The sequence below is a fragment of the Nocardia sp. BMG111209 genome, from assembly GCF_000381925.1.
GTDB lineage: Bacteria > Actinomycetota > Actinomycetes > Mycobacteriales > Mycobacteriaceae > Nocardia.
Window position 1 is genome coordinate 2,897,390 of the sequence record NZ_KB907307.1, and the last position, 20,688, is coordinate 2,918,077.

The following is a 20,688-nucleotide window of genomic DNA, read 5'->3' on the forward strand; positions in this document are numbered from 1 at the left end:
GGTCCGCGATCAGGTCGGGGGCCGATCGGTGCGCAGGGCCGAAGCGGCGGCGGCTCGGGAGCGGACGCCGAGTTTGGTGCGGGCGTTGGCGACGTGGCGGTGGACCGTGTGGGGGCTCAGCGTGAGGCGTTCGCCGATCTGGGCGTCGGTGAGGCCCTCGGCGACCAGGCGGAGGATTTCCCGTTCCCGCTCGGTGAGCGCGTCGGGGCCCGGCGGGGCGGGGCGGGGGCGGACGGGGTGGCCGAGGGCGCGCAGCGTCGCGTCGGCGACGGCGGTCGCGTCGCCGCGCCACGGGAAGTGGTTCTCGCCGTGCAGTTCCACGAAGGTGGCGCGGCGGATGCGGCGCGCGACGTCGACCCCGAGGGCGAAGGGGACGGCGCGGTCCTCCCGGCGGTGCAGCACCGTGGTCGGGGTGGTGACGGCCGCGAGATATTCGGTGGCGTCGAGTTCGTAGGTGGCGGCCAGGGATCGCGCGGCCTGGTCGGCGGTGGCCGACAGGCGCTGGAACTGGGCGAAACGGTCGCGTTCGGTGTGGTCGGCGCCGGGGAGGAAGACGTCGGCGAGCAGCCGCGAGCCCAGTCCCCAGTGCGCGGAGATGGTGTCCACCATGGCCCGGCGAGCACTCTCCGGCGCGATGTCCGCACCCCGCGCGAACGCGCCGTAGAGCACGAGACGGTGTACCCGGTCGGGCAGGCGGGCGGCGAGGCCGGCGGCGACGGCCCCGCCGGAGGAGGCGCCGAGGACGGCCAGGCGCGCCACGCCGAGCGCGTCGAGGAGATCCGTGATCACGGCGATCTCGTCGGCCAGGCCGATGGTGGTGCCGGCCGAACCGGACATGCCGCGGCCGGGCTGGTCGTACCGGAGGACGGTGAATCGGGTGGCCAGCCCGGACAGGTAGGCCCGGAACAGCGGATCCTCCCAGTTCAGGGTCAGATGGCTGCACCACCAGCCGCCGACCAGCAGCGCGGGCCCGCTGCCGACCGCGGAGTAGGCGATGTCGCCGCCGACGGTCTTCATGTGGCGGACGACCTGATCCTCGACACGCAACACGATGTCACCTCGCACAGTTCCCACGACATGAGGTAATCGCGCGGGGCGTGGCCCGCGTATCACCCGTTCCGGCCATTCATCATGGCCCGAACGGGCCATGCCCGGGGCCGCCGCCACGCGTCAGACTCTCGATCATGACCTCCGCAACCTTCGGCCAGCGCCTCTTCGCCCGCTGGTATCCCGGCTTCATGGCCCGCGTCGAGCGGGCCGGACAGGCGCAACTGCGCCGCACGCAACTGGCCCGCGCCCGGGGCCGCACCCTCGAGATCGGGGCGGGTAACGGCCTGTCCGTACCGCACTACCCCGACGATCTACCCGAACTCGTTCTGCTGGAACCGAATCCGGCGATGCGCGACCGGCTGACGGAGTCGGTCGGCACACCCACCGCACCGGTCACCATCGTGGACGGCGACGCCCATGCCCTGGAGTTCCCGGACGCGAGTTTCGACACCGTCACCGCATCCCTGGTGTTCTGCTCGGTGCGCGATCCGGCCCTGGCCCTGAGCGAGGTGCACCGGGTACTGAAACCCGGCGGGCAGTTCCTGTTCCACGAGCACGTCCGCGGCACCGGCCTGCGCGGCTGCTGTCAGGACCTGCTCACCCCGCTGCAACGCCGCCTCGCCGACGGCTGCCATGCCAACCGTGACTTCGAATCACTGCTCGCCACTGCCGATTTCGATGTCGAGACGATTGACCACACCCGGATGCCGACCTCGGCGTCCACCATCGTGCCGTTGGTCGTGGGCACCGCCCGCCGACGCTGACCGGGATCGGGAGCGGTGCGCGCGACCCGGACGGTCAGCGCGGTACGGCCGACGCGGCCGCCCACTCGCCGAGCTCGAAATGCGTTCCGGTGCGGCGTATTTCCACCGCGCCGGAGCCACCGAAATGCGCCGGAATCACCAATTCCCTTCGGTCGGCGGCACGTTCGAGGATGCGGTGCCGGGTGGCGGCGGCCCGCGCCGGATCCAGGCACAGGCAGCTGCCGCACGAGGGGTCGAGCAGCTGCAGCGGGCTGTGCACCAGATCGCCGACGAGGATCGCGCGCTCGGCGCCGGATTCCACTGTCAGCACCGAGGATCCGGGAGTATGGCCCGGCGCCGATTCCAGGACCAGACGATCGTCGATGCGATGGGTGCCCTCCCAGAGCACGGCCCGACCGGCCCGGTGGATCGGGGCCACGCTGTCTTCGTAGAGGAGCCGGTCGTCGGGCCGGCGCCCGCCCGCGTAGCCGCCCGCGGGGCCGAACCAGCGGTCGTCCGCGGCCGGAATCAGGTACTGCGCGTGGGGAAATGCCGGTACCCACTGCCCGTCGGCGTCCCGGGTGTTCCAGCCCACATGATCACCGTGCAGGTGGGTGTTGATCACGAGATCGACCTCGTCCGGATGCACCCCGGCACGCGCCAGCCGGTCGAGGAAGTCACCGTGGCGCCGGTGGAACAGTGCGCGGCCGGGCCGTTCCCGTCCGTTGCCGACGCCGGTGTCGACCAGGATCGTGCGGCCCCCGCTGCGCAGCACCCAGGTCTGGATCGTCGCCACCACCGATTCGGTCGCCGGATCCCAGTGGTCCGGTGCGAGCCAGTCGATGTTGTCCCGCCAGGTCCGGTCGGTGGTCCCGGGCAGCAGTTCGGGACCGGACATCAGCGTGCCCTGCCATTCGACGACCCGGAACATCTCGACATCCCCCAGCACGATGCTCTGCGAACTCTCCATGCTGTCGAGCCTAGGAAGGCGATATGAGTCGTTCAATGTGCCCGATGCTCGGATTGATACGCGATCCACTCAATGCTGAGTGCCCCGGTAATATCGGGGCGTGGATGTACTGAGCGATGCGATCGCGGCCGTGCGCCTCGGGCAACCGTCGTCGAGCCGGCTGCACACCCGGCAGCGCGACTGGTGCACCCGGCTCGACCCGTATTCCGGCGCCGGATTCCACATCGTCCTGCGGGGCAGTTGCTGGGTGCTGCCCGACGAGGGTGAGCCGGTCCGGCTGGGCACCGGGGACGCGATCCTGCTGCCGCACGGCGCGGGACATTTCCTCGCCGACCGGCCCAGCGCCGCGGGAGCTGTGCCGTTCGAGCAGTGGCGCGCCGCGCAGCCGGCCGGAAACGATTCGGGCACAGCCGAATTCGAGGCCCTGTGCGGCAAGTACCGGCTGCACCGGCAGGGCCGCCATCCCCTCGTGGCGGAACTGCCGCCGATCATCCATCTACCCGCCCGTCTCGGCGAACATCCCGAACTGCGGGCCGCCATCGACCTCTTGGCCGCGGAGGCCGATCAGCGCCGCCCCGGTTCCTGTGTCGCGGTGCCGAGCCTGCTCGATCTGCTGCTGGTCTACATGATCCGCGCGTGGATGGCCGAGAGCCGGACCGGGACGTGGCCCGCGGCGCTCACCGATCCGGTCACCGCCGCCGCGCTACGGGCCCTGCACACCGATCCGGACGCGCCGTGGACCAACGATCGCCTCGCCGTCGAGATCGGCGTCTCCCGCGCCACGCTGACCCGCCGATTCGCCGCGCTGGTCGGCCGGCCGCCGATGGGATATCTCACCTGGTGGCGGCTGACGCGGTCCGCCGCGCTGCTCCGCGACACCACCGAACCACTGGCCACCGTCGCCGACCGGGCCGGCTACGCCACCGCCTACGCCTTCTCGCACGCGTTCAAGAAGCAGTTCGGCACCGCACCCGGCCGCTACCGCCACGATCACGGCGTGGCGGGCTCGTCGGCGGGCTGATCGTCCGGTTCGTCGTACAGATTCGCCATCCGCGGCGACAACAGCACCTTGATCGCCGCCGCGATCGGAATCGCCATCAGCGCGCCGATCAGGCCGAGCAGCGCACCGCCGGTCAGCGCGACCAGCAGTACCGTCACCGAGGACAGATCGACCGCGTTGTGCAACACCCGCGGCACCAGCACATAGGTCTCGAACGCCTGGTAGACCAGGAAGAACAGCAGCACGATCACCGCCGCGGGCCACAGGTCGGCGCTGAAGACGGTGACGATCAGGCAGGCGATCGCGCCCAGCGTGGCCCCGATCAGCGGGATCAGATCGGTGACGGCGACGGTGACCGCCAGCGGCAGCGCGAACGAGGTACCGACCAGTCGCAGGCAGACGAACGTGAGCGCACCCGCGATCAGCGACACCGTGATGTTGCCGAGCATGTAGCCGCCGACCTTCTCCGTCACCACGTCGACGACCTCCTCCGCGCGCGGGCGGCGCGGCGGCGGGAACAGCCGGGTGATGCCGTGACGCAGCCGGGGCATATCGGCCATGAAGTAGATCGTGAGCGCGATCACGGTCACCGTGGAGGCGAGCAGTCCGACGAACTCCCGCATGAAGCCGATCGCGCCGCCGGACAGCTTGCCCGGCAGCTGACTCGCCAGATCCGCCAGCCGCTCGGTCAGGTGGTAGCGGTCGGCGACGCGGCGGGCCGGGCTGGATCGGGAGGAAACCCGTTCCAGATAGCCGGGCAGGTCGCCGACCAACCGGCTGCCCTGATCCACCAGCGGCGGGACGATCGACCAGACGAATACGGCCACCAGGGCCAGTGCGACCAGCACCACGATCAGCACGGCCAGCCAGCGGGGCAGGCCGCGCCCGGTGAGCCAGCGCACGATCGGGTCCAGGCCGACGGCGAGGAACAGGCTCACCAGGACCAGCACGAGCAGGCTGCGCACCCGGTAGATCCCGTACGCGGCGACGAGCACCAGCAGCACACCCACCGTCGCGGCGGCCGCCCAGCGCAACACCAGGCCGGGCGCGGGCGCGTTCATCCGCGCCCCGATCGGGACGTCGATGTCATGCCGAACTCCTCGACTGTCACCCGATACGGCCGCTACGTCGTAACCCTAACGTCGGAGCCGGATTCCGGCGAGGCGGCCGGACAACCGGGATGCGAGAGCGGTGGTAACCGAGTGCCGCGCGCGCCGAGCGGGTAACGTCGCAACGGTCGGACCCGATCGCCGGTCATCGCACCGGACCCGGTCGAGTCTCGGCCCTCGACCGCAGGCACCAGGCGTTCGGTCGGGGCTACTCGCAAGGAGCCTTCATTGACCTCGGCCCGAAGCAACCCACTCGCCGAGCCGGCACTCGCGTTCGCGGACGTCCGTGCCGCCGAGAAGGCGGCACATCTCGAGCGGAACGCGCTGGCCGCGAAAACGGTGGCGGTCCACTCGCAGGACGCCGCCGAGTGCGTGGAACTGCTGGCCATGCTCGGCCTCGATCTGTCCGAATTGAAGTAGGCGCACCCGCTCCTACCGAGACGTCGCCGGGCGGCCACCGACGTGGCCGACCGGCGTGGTAATCGGGCCGTCTTCGTCCGGCGCGCCGAAGTGTGACATGCTGGTGACGGGCACGGGTAGTTGATGTGATCGCTCGGCTCACAAACAGGAAGCAAATTCAAAATATGTCGCAAGGCAGTGTCAAGTGGTTTAACGGCGAAAAGGGCTTCGGGTTCATCGCGCAAGACGATGGCGGACCCGACGTTTTCGTCCACTACTCCGAGATTTCCGGCTCCGGCTTCAAGTCCCTCGAAGAGGGTCAGCGCGTGGAGTTCGAGATCGGCCAGGGCAAGAAGGGCCCCCAGGCCCAGAGCGTCCGCCCCATCTAGGCGCCGACAGCACGAAACCCGCACCGACGGAGCGGGTTTCGTGCATACAGCGATTGCCTCTCGATCGCTCCGTCCTCGCACGCCGACGAGTATTTCGGCGAACCTCCTTCCCGGCTCGCGACACGCAGCGACACGCGCGGCCCGACTCGACCGGTTGCGACCTTTCGCCGGCGACCCGGTAGAGATGTATCGCGGGTCGAGATCCGGCGAGGATTCGGCACCGGAACTTCCATCACCGCCGGGACCACGCGGCCGGTACGCCGGCCACGCGCGGCCCCTCTGCACCGACAACCGAGAAGGACGATCGTGAGCGACGAGCAACCCCTGCGCGCCCAGCTGTTCAGTCACGAGGACGCGAATATCGACAGCGCACCCGCCACGGTGCCCATCGACCTGCGGCCGACATTCCTCGCAGTGCCCGAGAACGTCCGGGAGCACGACTCGCGGCGCCCCGAGCGCGGCTGACCACCTGCCGAACCGTTACCGGTCGTAATCCGCTGCCGCCCAGTCGATTACCGAAATCTCCAGCCCGCGCCGGCGCTGTCCCGGTGCATCCGATCGGGCCTCAGTCCCGCCGGAAGAACGCCAGTAGCCTACGGGCGGCATCCGGGGCGGCCAGGTCCTCGTACATGTTCGCGGACATCCGGGCCGCCGCGCCGGTGCGTTCGAACATCTCGCGCTCGTATTCGGCTGTGGCCGTGGCGAAGTCGTCCGGATGTGCGGCCAGCGCGAGGCCCAGCAGCGCGCCGTCGAGCAAGGCCATGTTGGCGCCCTCCCCCGCTCCCCGCATCAGATGCGCGGCGTCGCCGATCAATGTGACAGCCGGATTCGACGGCCAGGTCAGGCCGGGCGGGAGGGTGGTCGCCGATCGCGGCCGGACCGTATCCTCGCAGGCGGCGATCAGCGCGGTGAACCGCGCGTCCCAGCCGGCGTACAGCTCGATCAGGCGGGCCTTGGTGGCCGCCGGGTCACCCAACGGGATTTCCCTTGTGGCGAACCAACTCTCGGCGGCGCCCGGATCCGCGTAGAAGTTGGCGTAGACCCGGACGCGACCGTCGCCGTTGCGCTGCGCCACCAGGGCCTGCCGGTCACCGAACACCCAGAAGTTGCCGCGTCCGACCATCGCCGCGAGTTCGGGATGGGTGCGATCGATCTCGGGTATGCCCAGTTCGATGCTGTGCTGGCCGGTGTACGCCGGACGAATGTCGGTGAGCAGCGGCCGGATCCGGGATTCCGCGCCGTCGGCGCCCACCAGCAGGTCGTAGGCCGCGGTGCCGCCGTCGGTGAAGTGCAGCCGTCCGTCCCCGGCGTGGGCGACTGCGTGTCCCCACCGCACCGTGTGCTCCGGGATCGAATCCAGTAACAGGTCGCGCAGATCGGCGCGGTCGACCTCGGGCCGCTCGAACGGGGCATCGTCCGGTGTGTCCTCCTCGAACAGGAGCGTGCCGTCGGGCTCGAGCAGGCGCATGTCCTGCCCCTCGCCGCGCGCGATCGCGTGGAATCCGTCGAGCAGACCGGCCAGGCGCAGGGCCCGCTGTCCGGTCGCGGTGTGCAGGTCCAGCATCCCGCCCTGGCCGCGCGCGGCGCGCGCGGCGTCCCGTTCGTACACGACGGCCTCGAGGCCGTTGAGGTGCAGGATTCGGGCGAGAGCCAGGCCGCCGGGCCCGGCTCCGACGATCGCGATGGTCATGACAGCCTCCGATACACTGTATTTTCTTGGACACTGTATCGGTATGTGCGTTGTATCGTCAGCGGCATGTTGGTGTGGGAGCGGCCGGAGCCGCCGAATCGGCCGGTCCCGGCCCCGTTGAGCCGAGAGCGAATCGTCGCGACGGCGATCCGGCTGGCCGATGCGGACGGTCTGGAGGCCGTCTCGCTGCGCAAGGTCGCCGCCGCGCTGGCGGTCGGCCCGATGCGGCTGTACGGCTACATCGCGACCAAGGACGAATTGCTCGATCTGATGGTCGACGCGGTCTACGCCGAGATCCGGCCGACCGGCGACGATTGGCGAGAAGTGTTGCGCGATATGGCCGAGAGCACGCGCGCGGCCGCACACCGGCACGAATGGTTCGCCGACCTGATCGGCGGCCGGCCGCAGCTCGGGCCGCACGCCCTGGCCCGGGGCGAGGCCGTGGTGGCCGGGCTCGGCGCGGTCGACGTGGATATCGTCATGCCGGTGACCAATGCCGTGAACGCGTATGTCATCGGCGCGGTGCGCCGCGAGATCGCCGAACGGCGCGCCGAGCGCGTCACCGGGATGGACACCGAGCAGTGGCAGTCCGCCTCCGGACCCTATCTGCGGCGGATGTTCGACACCGGCCGATTCCCCCGGCTGGCCACGGTCATTCGCGACGCCGCCCATCTCGACCCGGACGAGACCTTCGACACCGGCCTGGATTTCCTGCTCGACGGCATCGCGGCCCGCCTCTCGAAGTAACCGCCCCGGCCGCATACCCTCGCGGCATGAGCGCATCCACCGGCACGGCCGCCGTGACCAACCTGATCGCCCGATACGCGGAACTGGTCGACACCGGCGATTTCGCCGGTGTCGGAGACCTTTTCGCGAACGCCGTCTTCATCGGCGGCGGTGGTTCGGCCGAGGGCGGTGCGGCGGTCGAGCGGATGCTCCGCGATACGGTGATCCGGTACGAGGACGGCACCCCGCGCACCCATCACGTCACCACCAATATCGCCGTCGAGATCGACGAATCGGCCGGTACCGCGACGGCCCGCTCCTACGTCACCGTCTTCCAGGCGCTGCCGGACCTCCCGCTGCAACCGATCGCGGCCGGACGCTACCAGGACCGCTTCGAATACCACGACGGCACATGGCGATTCGCCGAGCGCCGGGTGCAGATCAACCTGACCGGCGACCTCCGCCACCACCTGCGCGGGCGGCCGCTGGGCTGACGCACGGACCGGGACCGCGGTACCGGTCGCAGGAACGCCGGTGGGCCACTCGCCCCTCGTAGCCCGCACAATACGATCGAGGACGAGATGATCGGGGTGTTGTGATCGGCCCCAAATATCAGAGTTCCTGATATTCCGGGGGCGGGGTGGGTGAGAGCATGCTTCTCATGTTCAGAAATTCGATGTCCGCCCGGCGGGCGGGTTCATCCCGGCAGCGGCGCCGGATCGGCGCGGTGCTCGCGGCGGTCGTCGCCGGTGCGGCGACCTTGTCGGCCGTGGAAACCGTGACGGCTCAGGCGGATCCGGCGGTCGTGGCATCCGCGGGATGCGGTGCGGCGGATCGGCCCGCGGGCGGGTCGTCCACGGCGCAGTTCGCCTCGGGCGGCCAGACCGGGCACTACCTCCTCGATGTACCGGCCGCGGCCGACGGTCCGCTGCCGCTGGTGCTCGATCTGCACGGATATCTCGAACCGGCGGAGATCGAGCACGGCAGCAGCGGGCTGGGCGATTTCGGCATCGCGCACGGATTCGTGACCGTCACCCCGCAGCTCGACGAACCCGGTTTGCCGCGTTGGGCTTTCGCCCCGGGTGAGCCCGACGTCGACTATCTGTCGGATCTGCTCACGCATGTGGAGGCGACGGCGTGCGTGGATCAGCGGCGGGTCTACGCCGCGGGGCTGTCGATGGGCGCCTTCACCAGTTCCGCACTGGCGTGCCGGCTCTCGGATCGGATCGCCGCGGTGGCGCCGGTCGCCGGGCTGCAGGACTTCGACTGGTGCCGGCCGACCCGGCCGGTGCCCGTGGTCGCCTTCCACGGAACCGCCGATCCGATCATCGCCTACACCGGCGGGGTCGGGCCGAACGCTCGCTACCTGCCGGCGCCGGACGGCAGCGGGTCGGTCGTACAGCAGGACGGCGGCCCGTCCGTACAAGGCCCCGGGCTACAGAGCATTCCGGACAACGCCGCCGCCTGGGCGCGGCGCAACGGCTGCGGCGCGACGCCCGCCCAGACCCACGTCACCCCGGACGTCGACCTGACCACCTATCCCTGCCCCGAAAACGGTGCCGTGCAGTTGTATTCGGTGATCGGCGGTGGGCACACCTGGCCCGGAAGCGCTTACGCCTTCCCGGCCGCGCTCACCGGCACGACCACCACCTCGATCAGCGCCGACCAGATCATCTGGGACTTCTTCCGGGCACATCCGCTGCCGTGACCAGGTGGGCCGCCGGTCACGCCGGGGCGGCGGCTCGCGCGCGGTACTCGGCGACGGCGCGGTCCGCGTCCGCCGTCACGAGGTCGGCGTTGATCTGCGCGCCGGCCCAAGCGCCGGCCGCGGCCGCGCCGCCGACCTGAGCGGTGAGGTCGGTGACGTTGCCGGCCGCCCAGACCCCGGGCACCTCGGTGCGGCCGGTGGGGTCCACCGGGATGTGCTCACCCATACCGCTGGGATGCGGGACGAGGTGCAGGCCCAGATCGGACAGGAAGTCCGCTCGGGCGACCATGTGGGACGGCACCGCCAGCGCGTCGCGGGCGACCACCGTGCCGTCCCGCAGGCGGACGCCGGTGAGGCGATCCCCGGCGATCTCGGCGGCGGCCACCGCGCCGGGAATCACCCGGATACCGAGGGCGGCAAGGCGTTCGGAGTCGTCCGGGGCGTCGCCGGTGCCGGTGAAGATCACCACGTCGGGGCCGAGCTGCCGCCACAGCAGCGCCGCGTGCATCGCCATGGGCCCGGCGGCCAGGATGCCGATCGCCTCGTCGCGATGCTCCCAGCCGTGGCAGTACGGGCAGTGCACCACATCGCGGCCCCAGCGCTCGCGCAGGCCCGGGATGTCGGGGAGTTCGTCCACCAGTCCGGTGGTCACCAGCAGCCGGCGCGCCCGGGGTGCGCGGCCGTCGGCGAGTTCGACCGTGAAGTCGTCGAGCGTGCCGGTCACGCGGGTGACCTCCCCGGTCACCACCTCGCCGCCGTAGCCGCGGACCTCGGCGCGGCCGCGTTCCACGAGTTCCGCGGGTGACACCCCGTCCCGGGCGAACAGGCCGTGCACCGCGGCGGCCGGGGCGTTGCGCGGGGCGCCCGCGTCGATCACCAGCACCGAGCGCCGGGAGCGGGCCGCCATCAGGGCGCCGTTGAGGCCCGCGGCCCCGCCGCCGATCACCACCACGTCAAAACTGTCGTTCGTCATGGCCCCACGATGCCGACCGTGTCGCGATATTGGCAAACAGATTTGCCGTTGTGGCAAAATCGGAGGCATGGAAGATCTGGATCGGACACTCGACTCGGTCGGGCCTCGGTTGCGGGCGCTGCGGATCCAGCGGGAGGCCACGCTCGCGGAGCTCTCGGCCGCCACCGGCATCTCGGTCAGCACGCTGTCGCGGCTGGAATCGGGGGGCCGACGGCCGACCCTCGAGCAGTTGCTGCCGCTGGCCCGCGCGCACGGCGTCACCCTCGACGAACTGGTCGACGCCCCGCCGACCGGCGATCCGCGGGTGCACATGCGCCCGCTCACCCGCCACGGCCTCACGATGATCCCGCTGACCCGCCGCGCGGGCGGGATCCAGGCCTACAAGATGATCATCCCGCCCGGTCTGCGCCGCTCCCCCGAACCCCGCACCCACGAGGGGTACGAGTGGTTGTACGTGCTCAACGGGCGGCTGCGGCTGATCCTCGCCGATCACGATCACATCCTGGTCCCCGGTGAGGCCGCGGAATTCGACACCCAGTTGCCGCACTGGTTCGGCGCCGCCTCCGACGAACCGGTCGAATTCCTCAGCCTCTTCGGCGCGCAGGGCGAGCGCGCTCATTTCCGCGCCCGCCCGAAGAACTCCGCGTGAGCCGTCAGCCGACGCCGTTGGTCGCCATCCGGTGATCCAGCAGACCGTTCGCGACCATCCGGGGATCGGTGAGAACGCTTGCCGGCGCGCGATGTTCGGCGACGTTGTTCGGATGCCAGTGCGTCTGCGCGAGACTCTCCAGCACACAGACCAGCAACATCTTCCGGCTGCGCTCACCGCAGCCGTTCTCACCGCAGCCGTTGCCGTCGCCGACCAGTCCGCCGGCCCGGATATCCGGAGCGGACAACTGCCAGAACATCTCCGGGCCGATCAGCACCGACTGCCCGCTGGTCTCGGCCAGCCACCGGCCGGCATAGTTGATCACCATGTCGGTGAACACGTCCGCGTCCGAGACCGCCTCGACGAATCGGTTCAGCGCGGTGGTGCGATCCTGACTGTTCTGGATGATCGTCGCCAAACGTCCCGCCACCTCGCGGAATTGGTTGACATCCAGGTTCTGGCACATTGCTGAGGGCATCTGCTCACTCCATTGGACGAATTCGACGGTAACGGAACAACTCTCGTTTGCGGTGTACAGGTGGACGTCAGGTCCGGACCCGCTCGCCGGCCGGCGCCTGATACCGGGGATCGGCGGGGTATCCGGTGCCCGCGGGGCCGGGTTCGACGCGCATCGACGCGATCCGTTGCGCCGGTTCGAAATTGCGCAGATGTCCGGCCACGCTCTCCATGAACGGGTCGACCGGCACGAGACGTACGGTCTCGGCCTCGACGATGCGCGGTCCCGGTTCGGGCTCGGGGGTCCGCGCGCGGTTGTCCTGTTTGCCGTTGTTCCACAACAGCAGGGTCAGATGCACCGCGAACATCATCGTCAACGGCATTCCCGCATGGATCGCGACCGCCACCCCGTCGCCACCGATCTCCCGCGCGTACTCGATGTTCCCGGCGACCGAGACCAGCGTCGACGAGACGAACAGCACCACCGCGTACCACCAGCCCGGACTGCGCCGGCGGAAGAACGCGGTGGCGATCACGGAGCCGACCATCAATCCGTCCACGGCGGTCGGCACGTTCGCGGCCAGGTCCGGCGGCACATAGTTACGGATCGCGAGACTGTGCAGCGCCGCGAACGACATCGCGAACGACTTTACGGCAACCACACAGGAAACCACCACCGAGGCATGCAGCGGCCCCGGCCGGAACCCCTGGAACCCCGGGAACCGCGACGCCAAGCTGCGACGATTCTCGGTATCACCGGTCTGCTCGGCACCAGCGTCGTCGCTCTCGGATCCGATGGGGGTCATGGGCGCACAGCCTAACGGCCACCTCCCCGCAACCGATTCATTGCCCCGGCCGTGTCGAGTCCCTTTCGACCGAACTGTCCGTGCCCCTGGGCATTCGGCGGCAGACACACCGAGAAGTCAACGCGCCGAGCGGTTTCCGATGCCCGGTTTGCGACGGTTCCGGGTCCGACCGGACCCGGTCCCGGGTCGAACGGGCCGCGGCGCGGCGGAACCCGTTCGACCGGCGGTGGTTCAGATGTTGGATTCGAGGAATTCGACCAGCTGTCCCTTGGGCGCGGCGCCGACCTGGGTGGCGGCCACCTCACCCTTCTTGAACAGCAGCATCGTCGGAATGCCCTGGATGCCGTACTTGTTCGGCAGCGACGGGTTCTCGTCCACATTGACCTTGGCGATGGTGACCCGGCCGTCGAACTCCTCGGCGATCTCGTCGAGGATCGGCGCGACCGCCTTGCACGGCGGGCACCACTCCGCCCAGAAGTCGACCAGGACCGGGTCCTCGGAACCGAGCACCTCCGCCTCGAAGGAACCCTCGGTGACGTGCGCGATCTTCTCTGACATCACTCCATGGTAGGTCAGCGCGACCGGCGGCGGACGCCCTCGGCCCGGACCGAATCCTCCCGTTGATCCGGTTTCGTCACTCGGTCCGGCGCAGGGTGGCGGTGGCGGTCCGCCGGCCGCTCCGGTCGCGGGCGAATATCGTTGTTTCCCCGGCATTCTCGACGTGGTTGATGATCAGGCCCTGATGGTCGAACAGCGGTGAGCGCAGCCGGTAGTCGAAGACGAGGTTGCCGGATGCCCCACGGGCGCGGGCGGATTCGGCCATCGCGACCGCTTGCAGCGGGCCGTGGACCAGCAGACCGGGATAGCCCTCGACGTCGCGCGCGTAGTCGCGGTCGTAGTGGATGCGATGGCCGTTGTAGGTGAGCGCCGAATAGCGGAACAGCAGCGTCGGTGAGGTGTCGATGACCCACTCGCCGTCCTCGGGCGGCAGGTCGGGGGCCGGCTCGGCCTGTTCCGGCGGCGGCCCGGCAACCGCCTCGCGGTAGACGATGTCCTGGCGCTCCTCGACGACGAGCCGGTCGCCCTGGGTGATCCGGTGGCCGACGGTGAGGAAGGTCAGTGGGCCCGAACGGCCTTGCTTGTCTTCGACTTTCAGCACCTCGGTACGGCGGGTGGCCGCCTCGCCGAGCCGCAGCGGCCCGTGCGTGGTCACCTGCCCGCCGGCCCACATCCGCCGCCGGCCCGGATCCGGCGGGGCGGGAACGGTATTGCGGAACGGATGTCCGTCCGGGCCGAGATCGGCCTGCGCCGGGCGGTCCAGCAGATAGATCCAGTGCCACAGCAGCGGCAGTTCCGCCTGTGGCTCGGTCACTCCCAGCAATCCCGCCAGCGCCTGCGCCGGACCGGGCAGCAACACCTCGTTGCGCTCGACCATCTCGTTCACCGCCGTACCCCTTTCCCTGCTGTCGATTTCGCGATCGCTGCCGTCCTCGCGGGGCCCGCGTTCACCCGGTACCCCGGATCCTCGCCCGCGCCCTCGTCATCGCGCGTGCAACGACTCCGGTCACCGTGCGTCCTCGGCGAATTCGGCCCGGACCGCGGCCGTGTGCGCACCCAGCGGCGGCACCGCGCCCATGCTCGGCTCCCAGGCGTCCGACATCACCGGCGGCAGCATCGCGTCCATCTGTCCGCCCGGTAAATCCACGGAGCGGAATCGGTTGCGGGCCACCAGTTGTGGATGCCGGGTCAATTCCTCCGGGGTGCGCAGCAACGCGTTGGCGATCCCGGCCACCTCCAGCAACTCGACCACCTCGGCGCTGGTGTGCCGGGCGAAGGCCCGCTCCAGCAGTGCGGCCAGTTCGGCGTCGTGGACGACCCGGTCCGGATTGCTGCCGAAACGCGAATCCGCCAGCAGCTCCGGTTGTTTCAGCACCTCGCGGCACAGCCGCTGCCATTCGCGATCGTTCTGGACGCCGAGGAAGACGGTGCCGTCGGCGGTGCGGTACGGACCGTACGGGGAGATCGACGGATGCTTCGCCTCGGTGCGCCGGGGCGGTTCGGCGCCGTAGCGGGAGAAGTAGGCGGGCTGGCTCATCCACTCTCCCAGCGCGTCGATCATCGCGACGTGCAGCGACGCACCCGTGCCGGTGTGGTCGCGGTCGTAGAGCGCGGTGAGGATGCCGCTGTAGGCGTACATCCCGGTGGCGATGTCGGCGATGGAGAAGCCGGCCTTGGCGGGCACCTCCGGCGTGCCGGTGGACAGCACCAGCCCGGTCTCGCACTGCAACAGCAGGTCGTAGGCCTTCTTCGACCGGTAGGGGCCCTCGGGGCCGTAGCCGGAGATCGAACAGTGGATCAGTTCGGGCCGGTCGGCGCGCAGCGTGGCCGCGTCGAGCCCGGCCCGCTCGGCCGCGCCGGGCACCAGATTCTGCACGAACACGTCGGCGCGCGCGATGATCGCGTCCAGCACCCGGCGGTCGGCGGACTCCTTCAGGTCCAGCTCGACGCTCTCCTTGCCGCGGTTGAGCCAGACGAAATAACTGGAGTCGCCGTGGACGGTGCGGTCGTAGCCGCGGGCGAAGTCACCGGCGCCGGGCCGTTCGATCTTGACGACGCGCGCGCCGAGGTCGGCCAGCTGCCGGGTGGCGAAGGGGGCGGCCACGGCCTGTTCGACCGCGACCACCAGGATGCCGTCGAGCGGCCGGCGGAAATCGTTGGCGGACAAGCTAGTCGATCCTGTTCCGGGAGATCAGCTGGCGGGCGATGACATTGCGCTGGATCTCGTTGGTGCCCTCGCCGACGATCATCAGCGGTGCGTCACGGAAGTAGCGTTCCACATCGAATTCCGTGGAGTAGCCGTAGCCCCCGTGCACGCGCACCGCGTTCAACGCGATCTCCATCGCCACCTCGGAGGCGTACAGCTTGGCCATCCCGGCCTCCATATCGGCGCGCGCGCCGGAGTCGTAGCGCCGGGCGGCGTACTGCACCAGCTGGCGGGCGGCGGTCAGCTTGGTGGCCATATCCGCCAGATAGTTGCCGATCGCCTGATGCTGCCAGATCGGTTTGCCGAAGGTCTCCCGCTGCTGCGCGTACCGCAGCGAATCGTCCAGGGCGGCCTGTCCGACGCCGAGCGCGCGGCACGCCACCTGGATGCGGCCGACCTCCAGGCCGCGCATCATCTGCGCGAAGCCCTCCCCCTCGACGCCGCCGAGCAGCGCCGCGGCCGGCACCGCGAGGTCGGCGAAGGACAGCTCGCAGCTCTCCACACCCTTGTAACCGAGTTTCGGCAGATCGCGCGACACCGTGAAACCGGCGGGGTCGGCGAAGGCCGGGCCCTTCTCGACCAGCAGGATGCTGATGCCGCGATGCGCGGGCCTGGCGGCCGGATCGGTCTTGCACAGCAGGGCGACCAGCGACGATCTACGCGCGTTGGAGATCCAGGTCTTCGAGCCGTCGACCACGTACCCGTCGCCGGCGCGACGCGCGGTGGTGCGCAGGCCCTGCAGGTCGGAGCCGCCGCCGGGCTCGGTGAGCGCCATCGTGGCGCGGATCTCGCCGGTGGCCATCCGCGGCAGGTAGCGGTCGCGCTGTTCCGGGGTGCCGTAGTCGACCAGCAGTTTGGCCACCACGGTGTGGCCGCCCATCGCGCCGGCCAGGCTCATCCAGCCGCGGGCCAGCTCCTCGGTGACGGCCGCGTAGCACGGGGTGGACACCTTGACCTCGCCCCACGGCTCCGGAACGGCCAGCCCGTAGATGCCGAGCTCCTTCATCTGGTCGATGAGCTTCTCGGGATAGACATTGGCGTGCTCGAGTTCCTGGACGACCGGCCGGACCTCCCGGTCGACGAAATCGCGCACCACGGCGACGATCGCGGTCTCTTCCTCGGACAACTCGTACATAACCCTGCCTCGGCTGGTCTGGATCCGGACACTCCGTCCGCAGTACCATCATGAACTCTGATGGATAGGCATGTGAAATACCATCTCTTGATGGCTCCCATGCCGGGACGCGATAAGGAGATCCGGTGGACCTGAAACAACTGAAGGCACTGGTGACCGTGGCCGAGGTCGGCAGCGTGACCCGGGCGGCGGAGTTGCTGCACCTCGTGCAGCCGGCGGTCACCCGGCAGATCCGCGCGATGGAGACCGAACTCGGCGTCACGCTGTTCGAACGCACCCGCAACGGTATGCAGCTCACCGAGGCGGGCGCGATCATGGCCGAACGCGCCCGGCGGGCGCTGCGCGAACTGGCCCGTGCCACCGCGGAGATCCAGCCCCAGCGCGGCGAGGTCGCCGGGCAGGTCACCGTCGGGCTGCTGGAGAGCACGATCGACACGCTGGCCGAACCGCTGGTGACCGCGGTCAAGGCGAACCATCCGCATATCGAATTGCGAATGCTCACCGGCTATTCCGGCCATCTGCAACGCTGGCTCGACGACGGCGATCTCGACGTCACGCTGCTGTACAACCTCACCGACACCCCCTCGGTGAACGTCGCGCCGCTGCTGAGCGAGCAGCTGTGGGCGGTGGCGCCGCCGGAGGCCGGACTGCGGGCCGACGAGCCGATCACGCTGGCCGAGGTCGCCGAGCAGTCACTGGTGATGCCCGCTCCCGGGCACGCCCTGCGCGCGCTCATCGACACCGCCGCGGCGCGCAACGACATCCTCTTCGACGTGAGCGTGCAGACCAATTCCCTGGCGCTGCAGAAGCAGTTCGTACTCGGCGGGCACGGGTGGACCATCCTGCCCGGCGCGGGCATCGTCGCGGACGTGTCGGCCGGGTTGCTGAGCGCGGCGCCGTTGTGCGAGCCCGAGATTCGCCGGGTGGTGGTGCTCGGCATGCCGCGCACCGGGCGGTTGCCGGCGGCCGCGGAGGTCGTCGCGCAGGAACTGGTCCGGCAGGTGCGCACCGCGGTCCAGGCGGGGCGCTGGCCGTCCGCGCGCTGGAAGGATCACGCCGCCACCGACCGGTAGAACACGATACTGTTTTGCCAGAACCACGATCGTCCGTATGGCAATGCCATTCTCGAAGTATGACATCGGTGTATGCCGACATACGGGATTGTTATTTCTCAGATGTGTTCTGCATCACTCATGATTTGCGGGCATCGGCACCGCACATGAGAGAGAGCCAGAACCCATGAACCAGGTCTCCAGGGTGACAGCGCTTTTCGCGCTCGCTGTCGCCGCGTCCGCTGTCACCGCGGGCACCGCCGCCGCGGCTCCGTCCAGTACGGACAACGCGGTCGCGGTCGCCGGCCCGCTCGTGTCCGAATCCGTTGCCGCCCCCGCCGCCGAGCCGGTCGACGAGCACCAGGCTCCCGCCGCGGCCCCCGGCGGGCCCGTGGATCCGAATGCCGAGTACACCAAGGCGTTCGACGCGATCGCCATGGCGTGGGGCACCGACTCCACCATGGGCCGCGTGATCGGCTCCGGGCTCGGCGCGGTCGTCGGCTGTGGCCTCGGGGCGGTGACCGCGGGTTCGCTGGTCGTGGCCGTACCGGTCCTCACCCCGGTCATGGCGATCGGTGGCTGTGTCGTCGGCGCCGGCACCGCCGGATTCCTCGGCGGCACCATCGGCAGCATCGTCACCGGCGCCGGACCGCTGGCCGACGCGGCCGGGCAGGAGTACGCGAACCTGCACTCCAAGGGCCTGATCGCGCAACCGCTGCCGGACGCCCAGTAACCACCCCTTCGGCTTATCCAGAAACGAGCAGACCATGAAGGTGAAGACCCAGGGCGCGACCCTGACCGCCCTGACCGCGATGGCGGCGGTGGCGATCGCCGCGGGAACGGCCAACGCCGACACCGTGTCCCAGGACCCCCAGCAGAAATCGATCACCGTCGATCTGGCCCCCGGCGTGCAGTACACCGGCAATGTGGCCCAGAACGCGGCCGTGATCAACACGCCGATCGGCAGCGTCGCGATGCGCGCGGGCCAGATCGGTATCCAGGACGCGGCCGGTAACGCGCTGTACGGGGCTCCCGTCCAGGCGATCTCGCCCGCCGACACCGGTGTGGCGGCACCCGCGCCTGCCGCCGCATCGGTGGCCGAGGTCACCGATCCCGCCGCGGCCCCGGTGGGCCGGCAGGCCCAGCCGGTCGGCGACTTCAACTCCGACCTGCACACCGCCATCGAGACCGCCAACGGTCAGATGGGCCTGGCGATGGGGGTCGGCGTGCTCGGCGGCTCGATCGTCGGGATCATCGCCGGCTGCCCGTTCGGCATCGCCACCGGCGGTACCCTGATGGCGCTGGCCTCGCTCGGCACCCTCACCGTGCCCGCCATCGTCGCGAGCTGCCTGGTCGGCGCGACCGCGGTCGGCGGCCTCGGCGCCACCGTCGGCGGCGTTCTCGCGGCGGTGCCGGTGGGCATCGCCACCGGTGTCTCGACCTTCAACCAGCTCCAGGCGCAGCACGGATCCGCCCCGCAGGCGGCACCGGCCAACAGCTGAGCGCACTCCTGCGCCAGTATGGTTCCCATGATGCAGTATCCGATGTTCATCGACGGGAAGGATCATTCTCCTCTCGGGAGAGAGTGGTTCTCCACCGATAACCCCTATCTGGGCACCTCCTGGGCGCAGATCGCGAAGGGCGGCGCCGACGATGTCGACGCCGCCGTCACGGCCGCACACCGGGCCTTCACCTCCGGTCCCTGGCCGGAATTCACCCCCAGTCAGCGCGGCGCGCTGCTGCGCAAGCTCGGCGACGTGCTCGCCGAGCACGCGCAGCGGCTGGCCGAACTGGAGACCCGCGACAACGGCAAGCTCTACGCCGAGATGTTCGCGCAGGTCTCCTACCTGCCGCAGTGGTTCTACTACTACGGCGGGCTGGCGGACAAGGCCGAGGGCACGGTGCTGCCGCTGGACAAGAAGGGCTACTTCGCGTACACGAAGAAGGAGCCGGTCGGCGTGGTCGGCATCATCACGCCGTGGAATTCGCCGCTGATGCTGCTCACCTGGAAGCTGGCGCCCGCGCTGGCGGCCGGCTGCACGGTGGTGATCAAGCCGTCGGAGTTCACCTCCGCGTCCGCCGTCGAACTGGTGCGGCTGTTCGACGAGGCGGGTGTGCCGCCCGGGGTGATCAACGTGGTCACCGGATTCGGCGCGGACGTCGGCTCACCGCTGGTCGAACATCCGCTGATCCGCAAGATCAGCTTCACCGGCTCGGACGGCACCGGCCGGTTCATCGGATCCGCGGCGGCCAAGGACTTCAAGCACGTCAGCCTCGAATTGGGCGGCAAGTCACCGAATATCGTGTTCGCCGACGCGGATCTGGACGCCGCGGTCAACGGCGTGGTGTCGGGGATCTTCGCGGCCACCGGGCAGACCTGCCTGGCCGGCTCGCGGCTGCTCGTACAGCGCGAGATCCACGACGAATTCGTCGGCCGCGTCGTGGAATTGGCGAAATCGGCGCGGATGGGCGATCCGCGTGACGAGACCACCCAGGTCGGCCCGGTCACCACGCCGCCGCAGTACCGGAAGGTGCTCGACTACATCGACGTGGCGAAAGCCGAAGGCGCACAGGTGGTTCTGGGTGGCGGACCGGCGCAGCGGCCGGAATGCGGCAACGGCTGGTTCGTGGAGCCGACCATCTTCACCGGCGTCGACAACTCGATGCGGATCGCGCAGGAGGAGGTGTTCGGCCCGGTACTCGCCGTCATCCCCTTCGACGACGAGGAGCATGCCGTCGCCCTCGCCAACGACGTGCGGTTCGGCCTCGCGGCCGGCGTCTGGACCTCCGACATCGGCCGCGGATTCCGCATGGCCGACCGCATCCGCTCCGGCACGGTGTGGGTGAACACCTATCGTGCGGTGAGCTATCTGGCCCCCTTCGGCGGGTTCAAGGACTCCGGCATCGGCCGGGAGAACGGCATCGCCGCCGTCGAGGAATACCTCGAGAACAAGACCGTGTGGATCAACACCGGTGCGCCGGTGGGCAATCCGTTCGTCATCCGCTGACCCGAACCAATTGGCGGGTGTGGGCGCCGGGACCCTCTGACCGGCGCCCACACGGACTTCC

General features: G+C 69.8%; 24 protein-coding genes. 13 read left to right on the plus strand and 11 right to left on the minus strand.

The features are described from left to right. Window positions 1–9 precede the first annotated feature (9 nt). Entirely contained in the window at window positions 10–1,050 is a 1,041-nt protein-coding gene (locus G361_RS0113330) for an alpha/beta fold hydrolase (RefSeq protein ID WP_019927580.1), read from the minus strand. Between the two features lie 134 nt (window positions 1,051–1,184). Here G361_RS0113330 and G361_RS0113335 point away from each other — a divergent pair, with 134 nt between their 5' ends. Beyond that, window positions 1,185–1,814, plus strand: a complete 630-nt coding sequence (locus G361_RS0113335; RefSeq protein WP_019927581.1) for a class I SAM-dependent methyltransferase — start codon at window positions 1,185–1,187, stop codon at window positions 1,812–1,814. A 34-nt stretch (window positions 1,815–1,848) separates the two neighbouring features. On the opposite strand, the gene G361_RS0113340 is transcribed toward G361_RS0113335, so the two are convergent. Beyond that, the gene (locus G361_RS0113340) at window positions 1,849–2,763 is read right to left on the minus strand and encodes an MBL fold metallo-hydrolase (RefSeq protein WP_019927582.1); all 915 of its coding nucleotides are present in this window, start codon (window positions 2,761–2,763) and stop codon (window positions 1,849–1,851) included. A gap of 100 nt (window positions 2,764–2,863) precedes the next feature. On the opposite strand from G361_RS0113340, the gene G361_RS0113345 reads away from it, so the two are divergent. Next, entirely contained in the window at window positions 2,864–3,784 is a 921-nt protein-coding gene (locus G361_RS0113345; protein ID WP_019927583.1) for an AraC family transcriptional regulator, read from the plus strand. Here G361_RS0113345 and G361_RS0113350 read toward each other — a convergent pair. Then, entirely contained in the window at window positions 3,754–4,824 is a 1,071-nt protein-coding gene (locus tag G361_RS0113350) for an AI-2E family transporter (protein ID WP_019927584.1), read from the minus strand. The two genes, G361_RS0113345 and G361_RS0113350, sit on opposite strands and share 31 nt — an antisense overlap. Before the next feature lie 276 nt (window positions 4,825–5,100). Between G361_RS0113350 and G361_RS0113355 the strand changes: the two genes are divergently transcribed. The 3 genes from G361_RS0113355 to G361_RS49385 all read left to right on the plus strand — a co-directional run bounded on the left by G361_RS0113355 (window position 5,101) and on the right by G361_RS49385 (window position 6,125). Beyond that, window positions 5,101–5,292, plus strand: coding sequence for a hypothetical protein (locus G361_RS0113355; protein ID WP_019927585.1), 192 nt, complete (start codon window positions 5,101–5,103; stop codon window positions 5,290–5,292). Between the two features lie 164 nt (window positions 5,293–5,456). Next, a complete protein-coding gene (locus G361_RS0113360; RefSeq protein ID WP_019927586.1) occupies window positions 5,457–5,660 on the plus strand; it encodes a cold-shock protein in 204 nt (67 codons plus the stop codon). 306 nt (window positions 5,661–5,966) lie between these two features. After that, window positions 5,967–6,125 carry a hypothetical protein gene (locus G361_RS49385; RefSeq protein WP_019927587.1) on the plus strand — a complete coding sequence of 53 codons (159 nt, stop codon included), beginning with the start codon at window positions 5,967–5,969 and terminating at the stop codon, window positions 6,123–6,125. Window positions 6,126–6,225: 100 nt separating this feature from the next. Here the strand turns inward: G361_RS49385 and G361_RS0113370 are convergent, their stop codons facing one another. Then, window positions 6,226–7,350, minus strand: a complete 1,125-nt coding sequence (locus G361_RS0113370) for an NAD(P)/FAD-dependent oxidoreductase (protein ID WP_019927588.1) — start codon at window positions 7,348–7,350, stop codon at window positions 6,226–6,228. Between the two features lie 66 nt (window positions 7,351–7,416). Here G361_RS0113370 and G361_RS0113375 point away from each other — a divergent pair, with 66 nt between their 5' ends. The 3 genes from G361_RS0113375 to G361_RS46930 all read left to right on the plus strand — a co-directional run bounded on the left by G361_RS0113375 (window position 7,417) and on the right by G361_RS46930 (window position 9,784). Then, window positions 7,417–8,097 (plus strand): TetR/AcrR family transcriptional regulator, encoded by a 681-nt coding sequence (locus tag G361_RS0113375; RefSeq protein WP_019927589.1) that lies wholly within the window; start codon window positions 7,417–7,419, stop codon window positions 8,095–8,097. Window positions 8,098–8,123: 26 nt separating this feature from the next. Next, a complete protein-coding gene (locus tag G361_RS0113380) occupies window positions 8,124–8,570 on the plus strand; it encodes a nuclear transport factor 2 family protein (RefSeq protein WP_019927590.1) in 447 nt (148 codons plus the stop codon). 167 nt (window positions 8,571–8,737) lie between these two features. Beyond that, the gene (locus tag G361_RS46930; protein ID WP_019927591.1) at window positions 8,738–9,784 is read left to right on the plus strand and encodes a PHB depolymerase family esterase; all 1,047 of its coding nucleotides are present in this window, start codon (window positions 8,738–8,740) and stop codon (window positions 9,782–9,784) included. A 16-nt stretch (window positions 9,785–9,800) separates the two neighbouring features. Here G361_RS46930 and G361_RS0113390 read toward each other — a convergent pair whose 3' ends face one another. Next, a complete protein-coding gene (locus G361_RS0113390; RefSeq protein WP_019927592.1) occupies window positions 9,801–10,757 on the minus strand; it encodes an NAD(P)/FAD-dependent oxidoreductase in 957 nt (318 codons plus the stop codon). A 67-nt stretch (window positions 10,758–10,824) separates the two neighbouring features. Here G361_RS0113390 and G361_RS0113395 point away from each other — a divergent pair, with 67 nt between their 5' ends. Next, the gene (locus tag G361_RS0113395) at window positions 10,825–11,406 is read left to right on the plus strand and encodes a helix-turn-helix domain-containing protein (protein WP_019927593.1); all 582 of its coding nucleotides are present in this window, start codon (window positions 10,825–10,827) and stop codon (window positions 11,404–11,406) included. Between the two features lie 4 nt (window positions 11,407–11,410). On the opposite strand, the gene G361_RS0113400 is transcribed toward G361_RS0113395, so the two are convergent. The 6 genes from G361_RS0113400 to G361_RS0113425 all read right to left on the minus strand — a co-directional run bounded on the left by G361_RS0113400 (window position 11,411) and on the right by G361_RS0113425 (window position 16,567). Then, window positions 11,411–11,884, minus strand: a complete 474-nt coding sequence (locus G361_RS0113400) for a hypothetical protein (RefSeq protein WP_196814472.1) — start codon at window positions 11,882–11,884, stop codon at window positions 11,411–11,413. 67 nt (window positions 11,885–11,951) lie between these two features. Further along, entirely contained in the window at window positions 11,952–12,668 is a 717-nt protein-coding gene (locus tag G361_RS46935; RefSeq protein WP_019927595.1) for a DUF2637 domain-containing protein, read from the minus strand. Between the two features lie 231 nt (window positions 12,669–12,899). After that, window positions 12,900–13,226 carry a thioredoxin TrxA gene (gene trxA / locus G361_RS0113410; protein ID WP_019927596.1) on the minus strand — a complete coding sequence of 109 codons (327 nt, stop codon included), beginning with the start codon at window positions 13,224–13,226 and terminating at the stop codon, window positions 12,900–12,902. 76 nt (window positions 13,227–13,302) lie between these two features. Next, entirely contained in the window at window positions 13,303–14,103 is an 801-nt protein-coding gene (locus G361_RS0113415) for a MaoC family dehydratase N-terminal domain-containing protein (RefSeq protein WP_155981660.1), read from the minus strand. Window positions 14,104–14,232: 129 nt separating this feature from the next. Continuing rightward, the gene (locus G361_RS0113420) at window positions 14,233–15,393 is read right to left on the minus strand and encodes a CaiB/BaiF CoA-transferase family protein (protein ID WP_019927598.1); all 1,161 of its coding nucleotides are present in this window, start codon (window positions 15,391–15,393) and stop codon (window positions 14,233–14,235) included. 1 nt (window position 15,394) lies between these two features. Then, window positions 15,395–16,567, minus strand: a complete 1,173-nt coding sequence (locus G361_RS0113425; protein ID WP_019927599.1) for an acyl-CoA dehydrogenase family protein — start codon at window positions 16,565–16,567, stop codon at window positions 15,395–15,397. A gap of 125 nt (window positions 16,568–16,692) precedes the next feature. Between G361_RS0113425 and G361_RS0113430 the strand changes: the two genes are divergently transcribed. The 4 genes from G361_RS0113430 to G361_RS0113445 all read left to right on the plus strand — a co-directional run bounded on the left by G361_RS0113430 (window position 16,693) and on the right by G361_RS0113445 (window position 20,627). Further along, window positions 16,693–17,640, plus strand: coding sequence for a LysR family transcriptional regulator (locus tag G361_RS0113430; RefSeq protein ID WP_019927600.1), 948 nt, complete (start codon window positions 16,693–16,695; stop codon window positions 17,638–17,640). Window positions 17,641–17,824: 184 nt separating this feature from the next. After that, window positions 17,825–18,352 (plus strand): hypothetical protein, encoded by a 528-nt coding sequence (locus G361_RS0113435; protein ID WP_155981438.1) that lies wholly within the window; start codon window positions 17,825–17,827, stop codon window positions 18,350–18,352. A gap of 34 nt (window positions 18,353–18,386) precedes the next feature. Beyond that, a complete protein-coding gene (locus G361_RS0113440; protein WP_019927602.1) occupies window positions 18,387–19,121 on the plus strand; it encodes a hypothetical protein in 735 nt (244 codons plus the stop codon). Window positions 19,122–19,148: 27 nt separating this feature from the next. After that, window positions 19,149–20,627, plus strand: coding sequence for an aldehyde dehydrogenase (locus G361_RS0113445; RefSeq protein ID WP_026342996.1), 1,479 nt, complete (start codon window positions 19,149–19,151; stop codon window positions 20,625–20,627). Window positions 20,628–20,688: the final 61 nt, after the last annotated feature.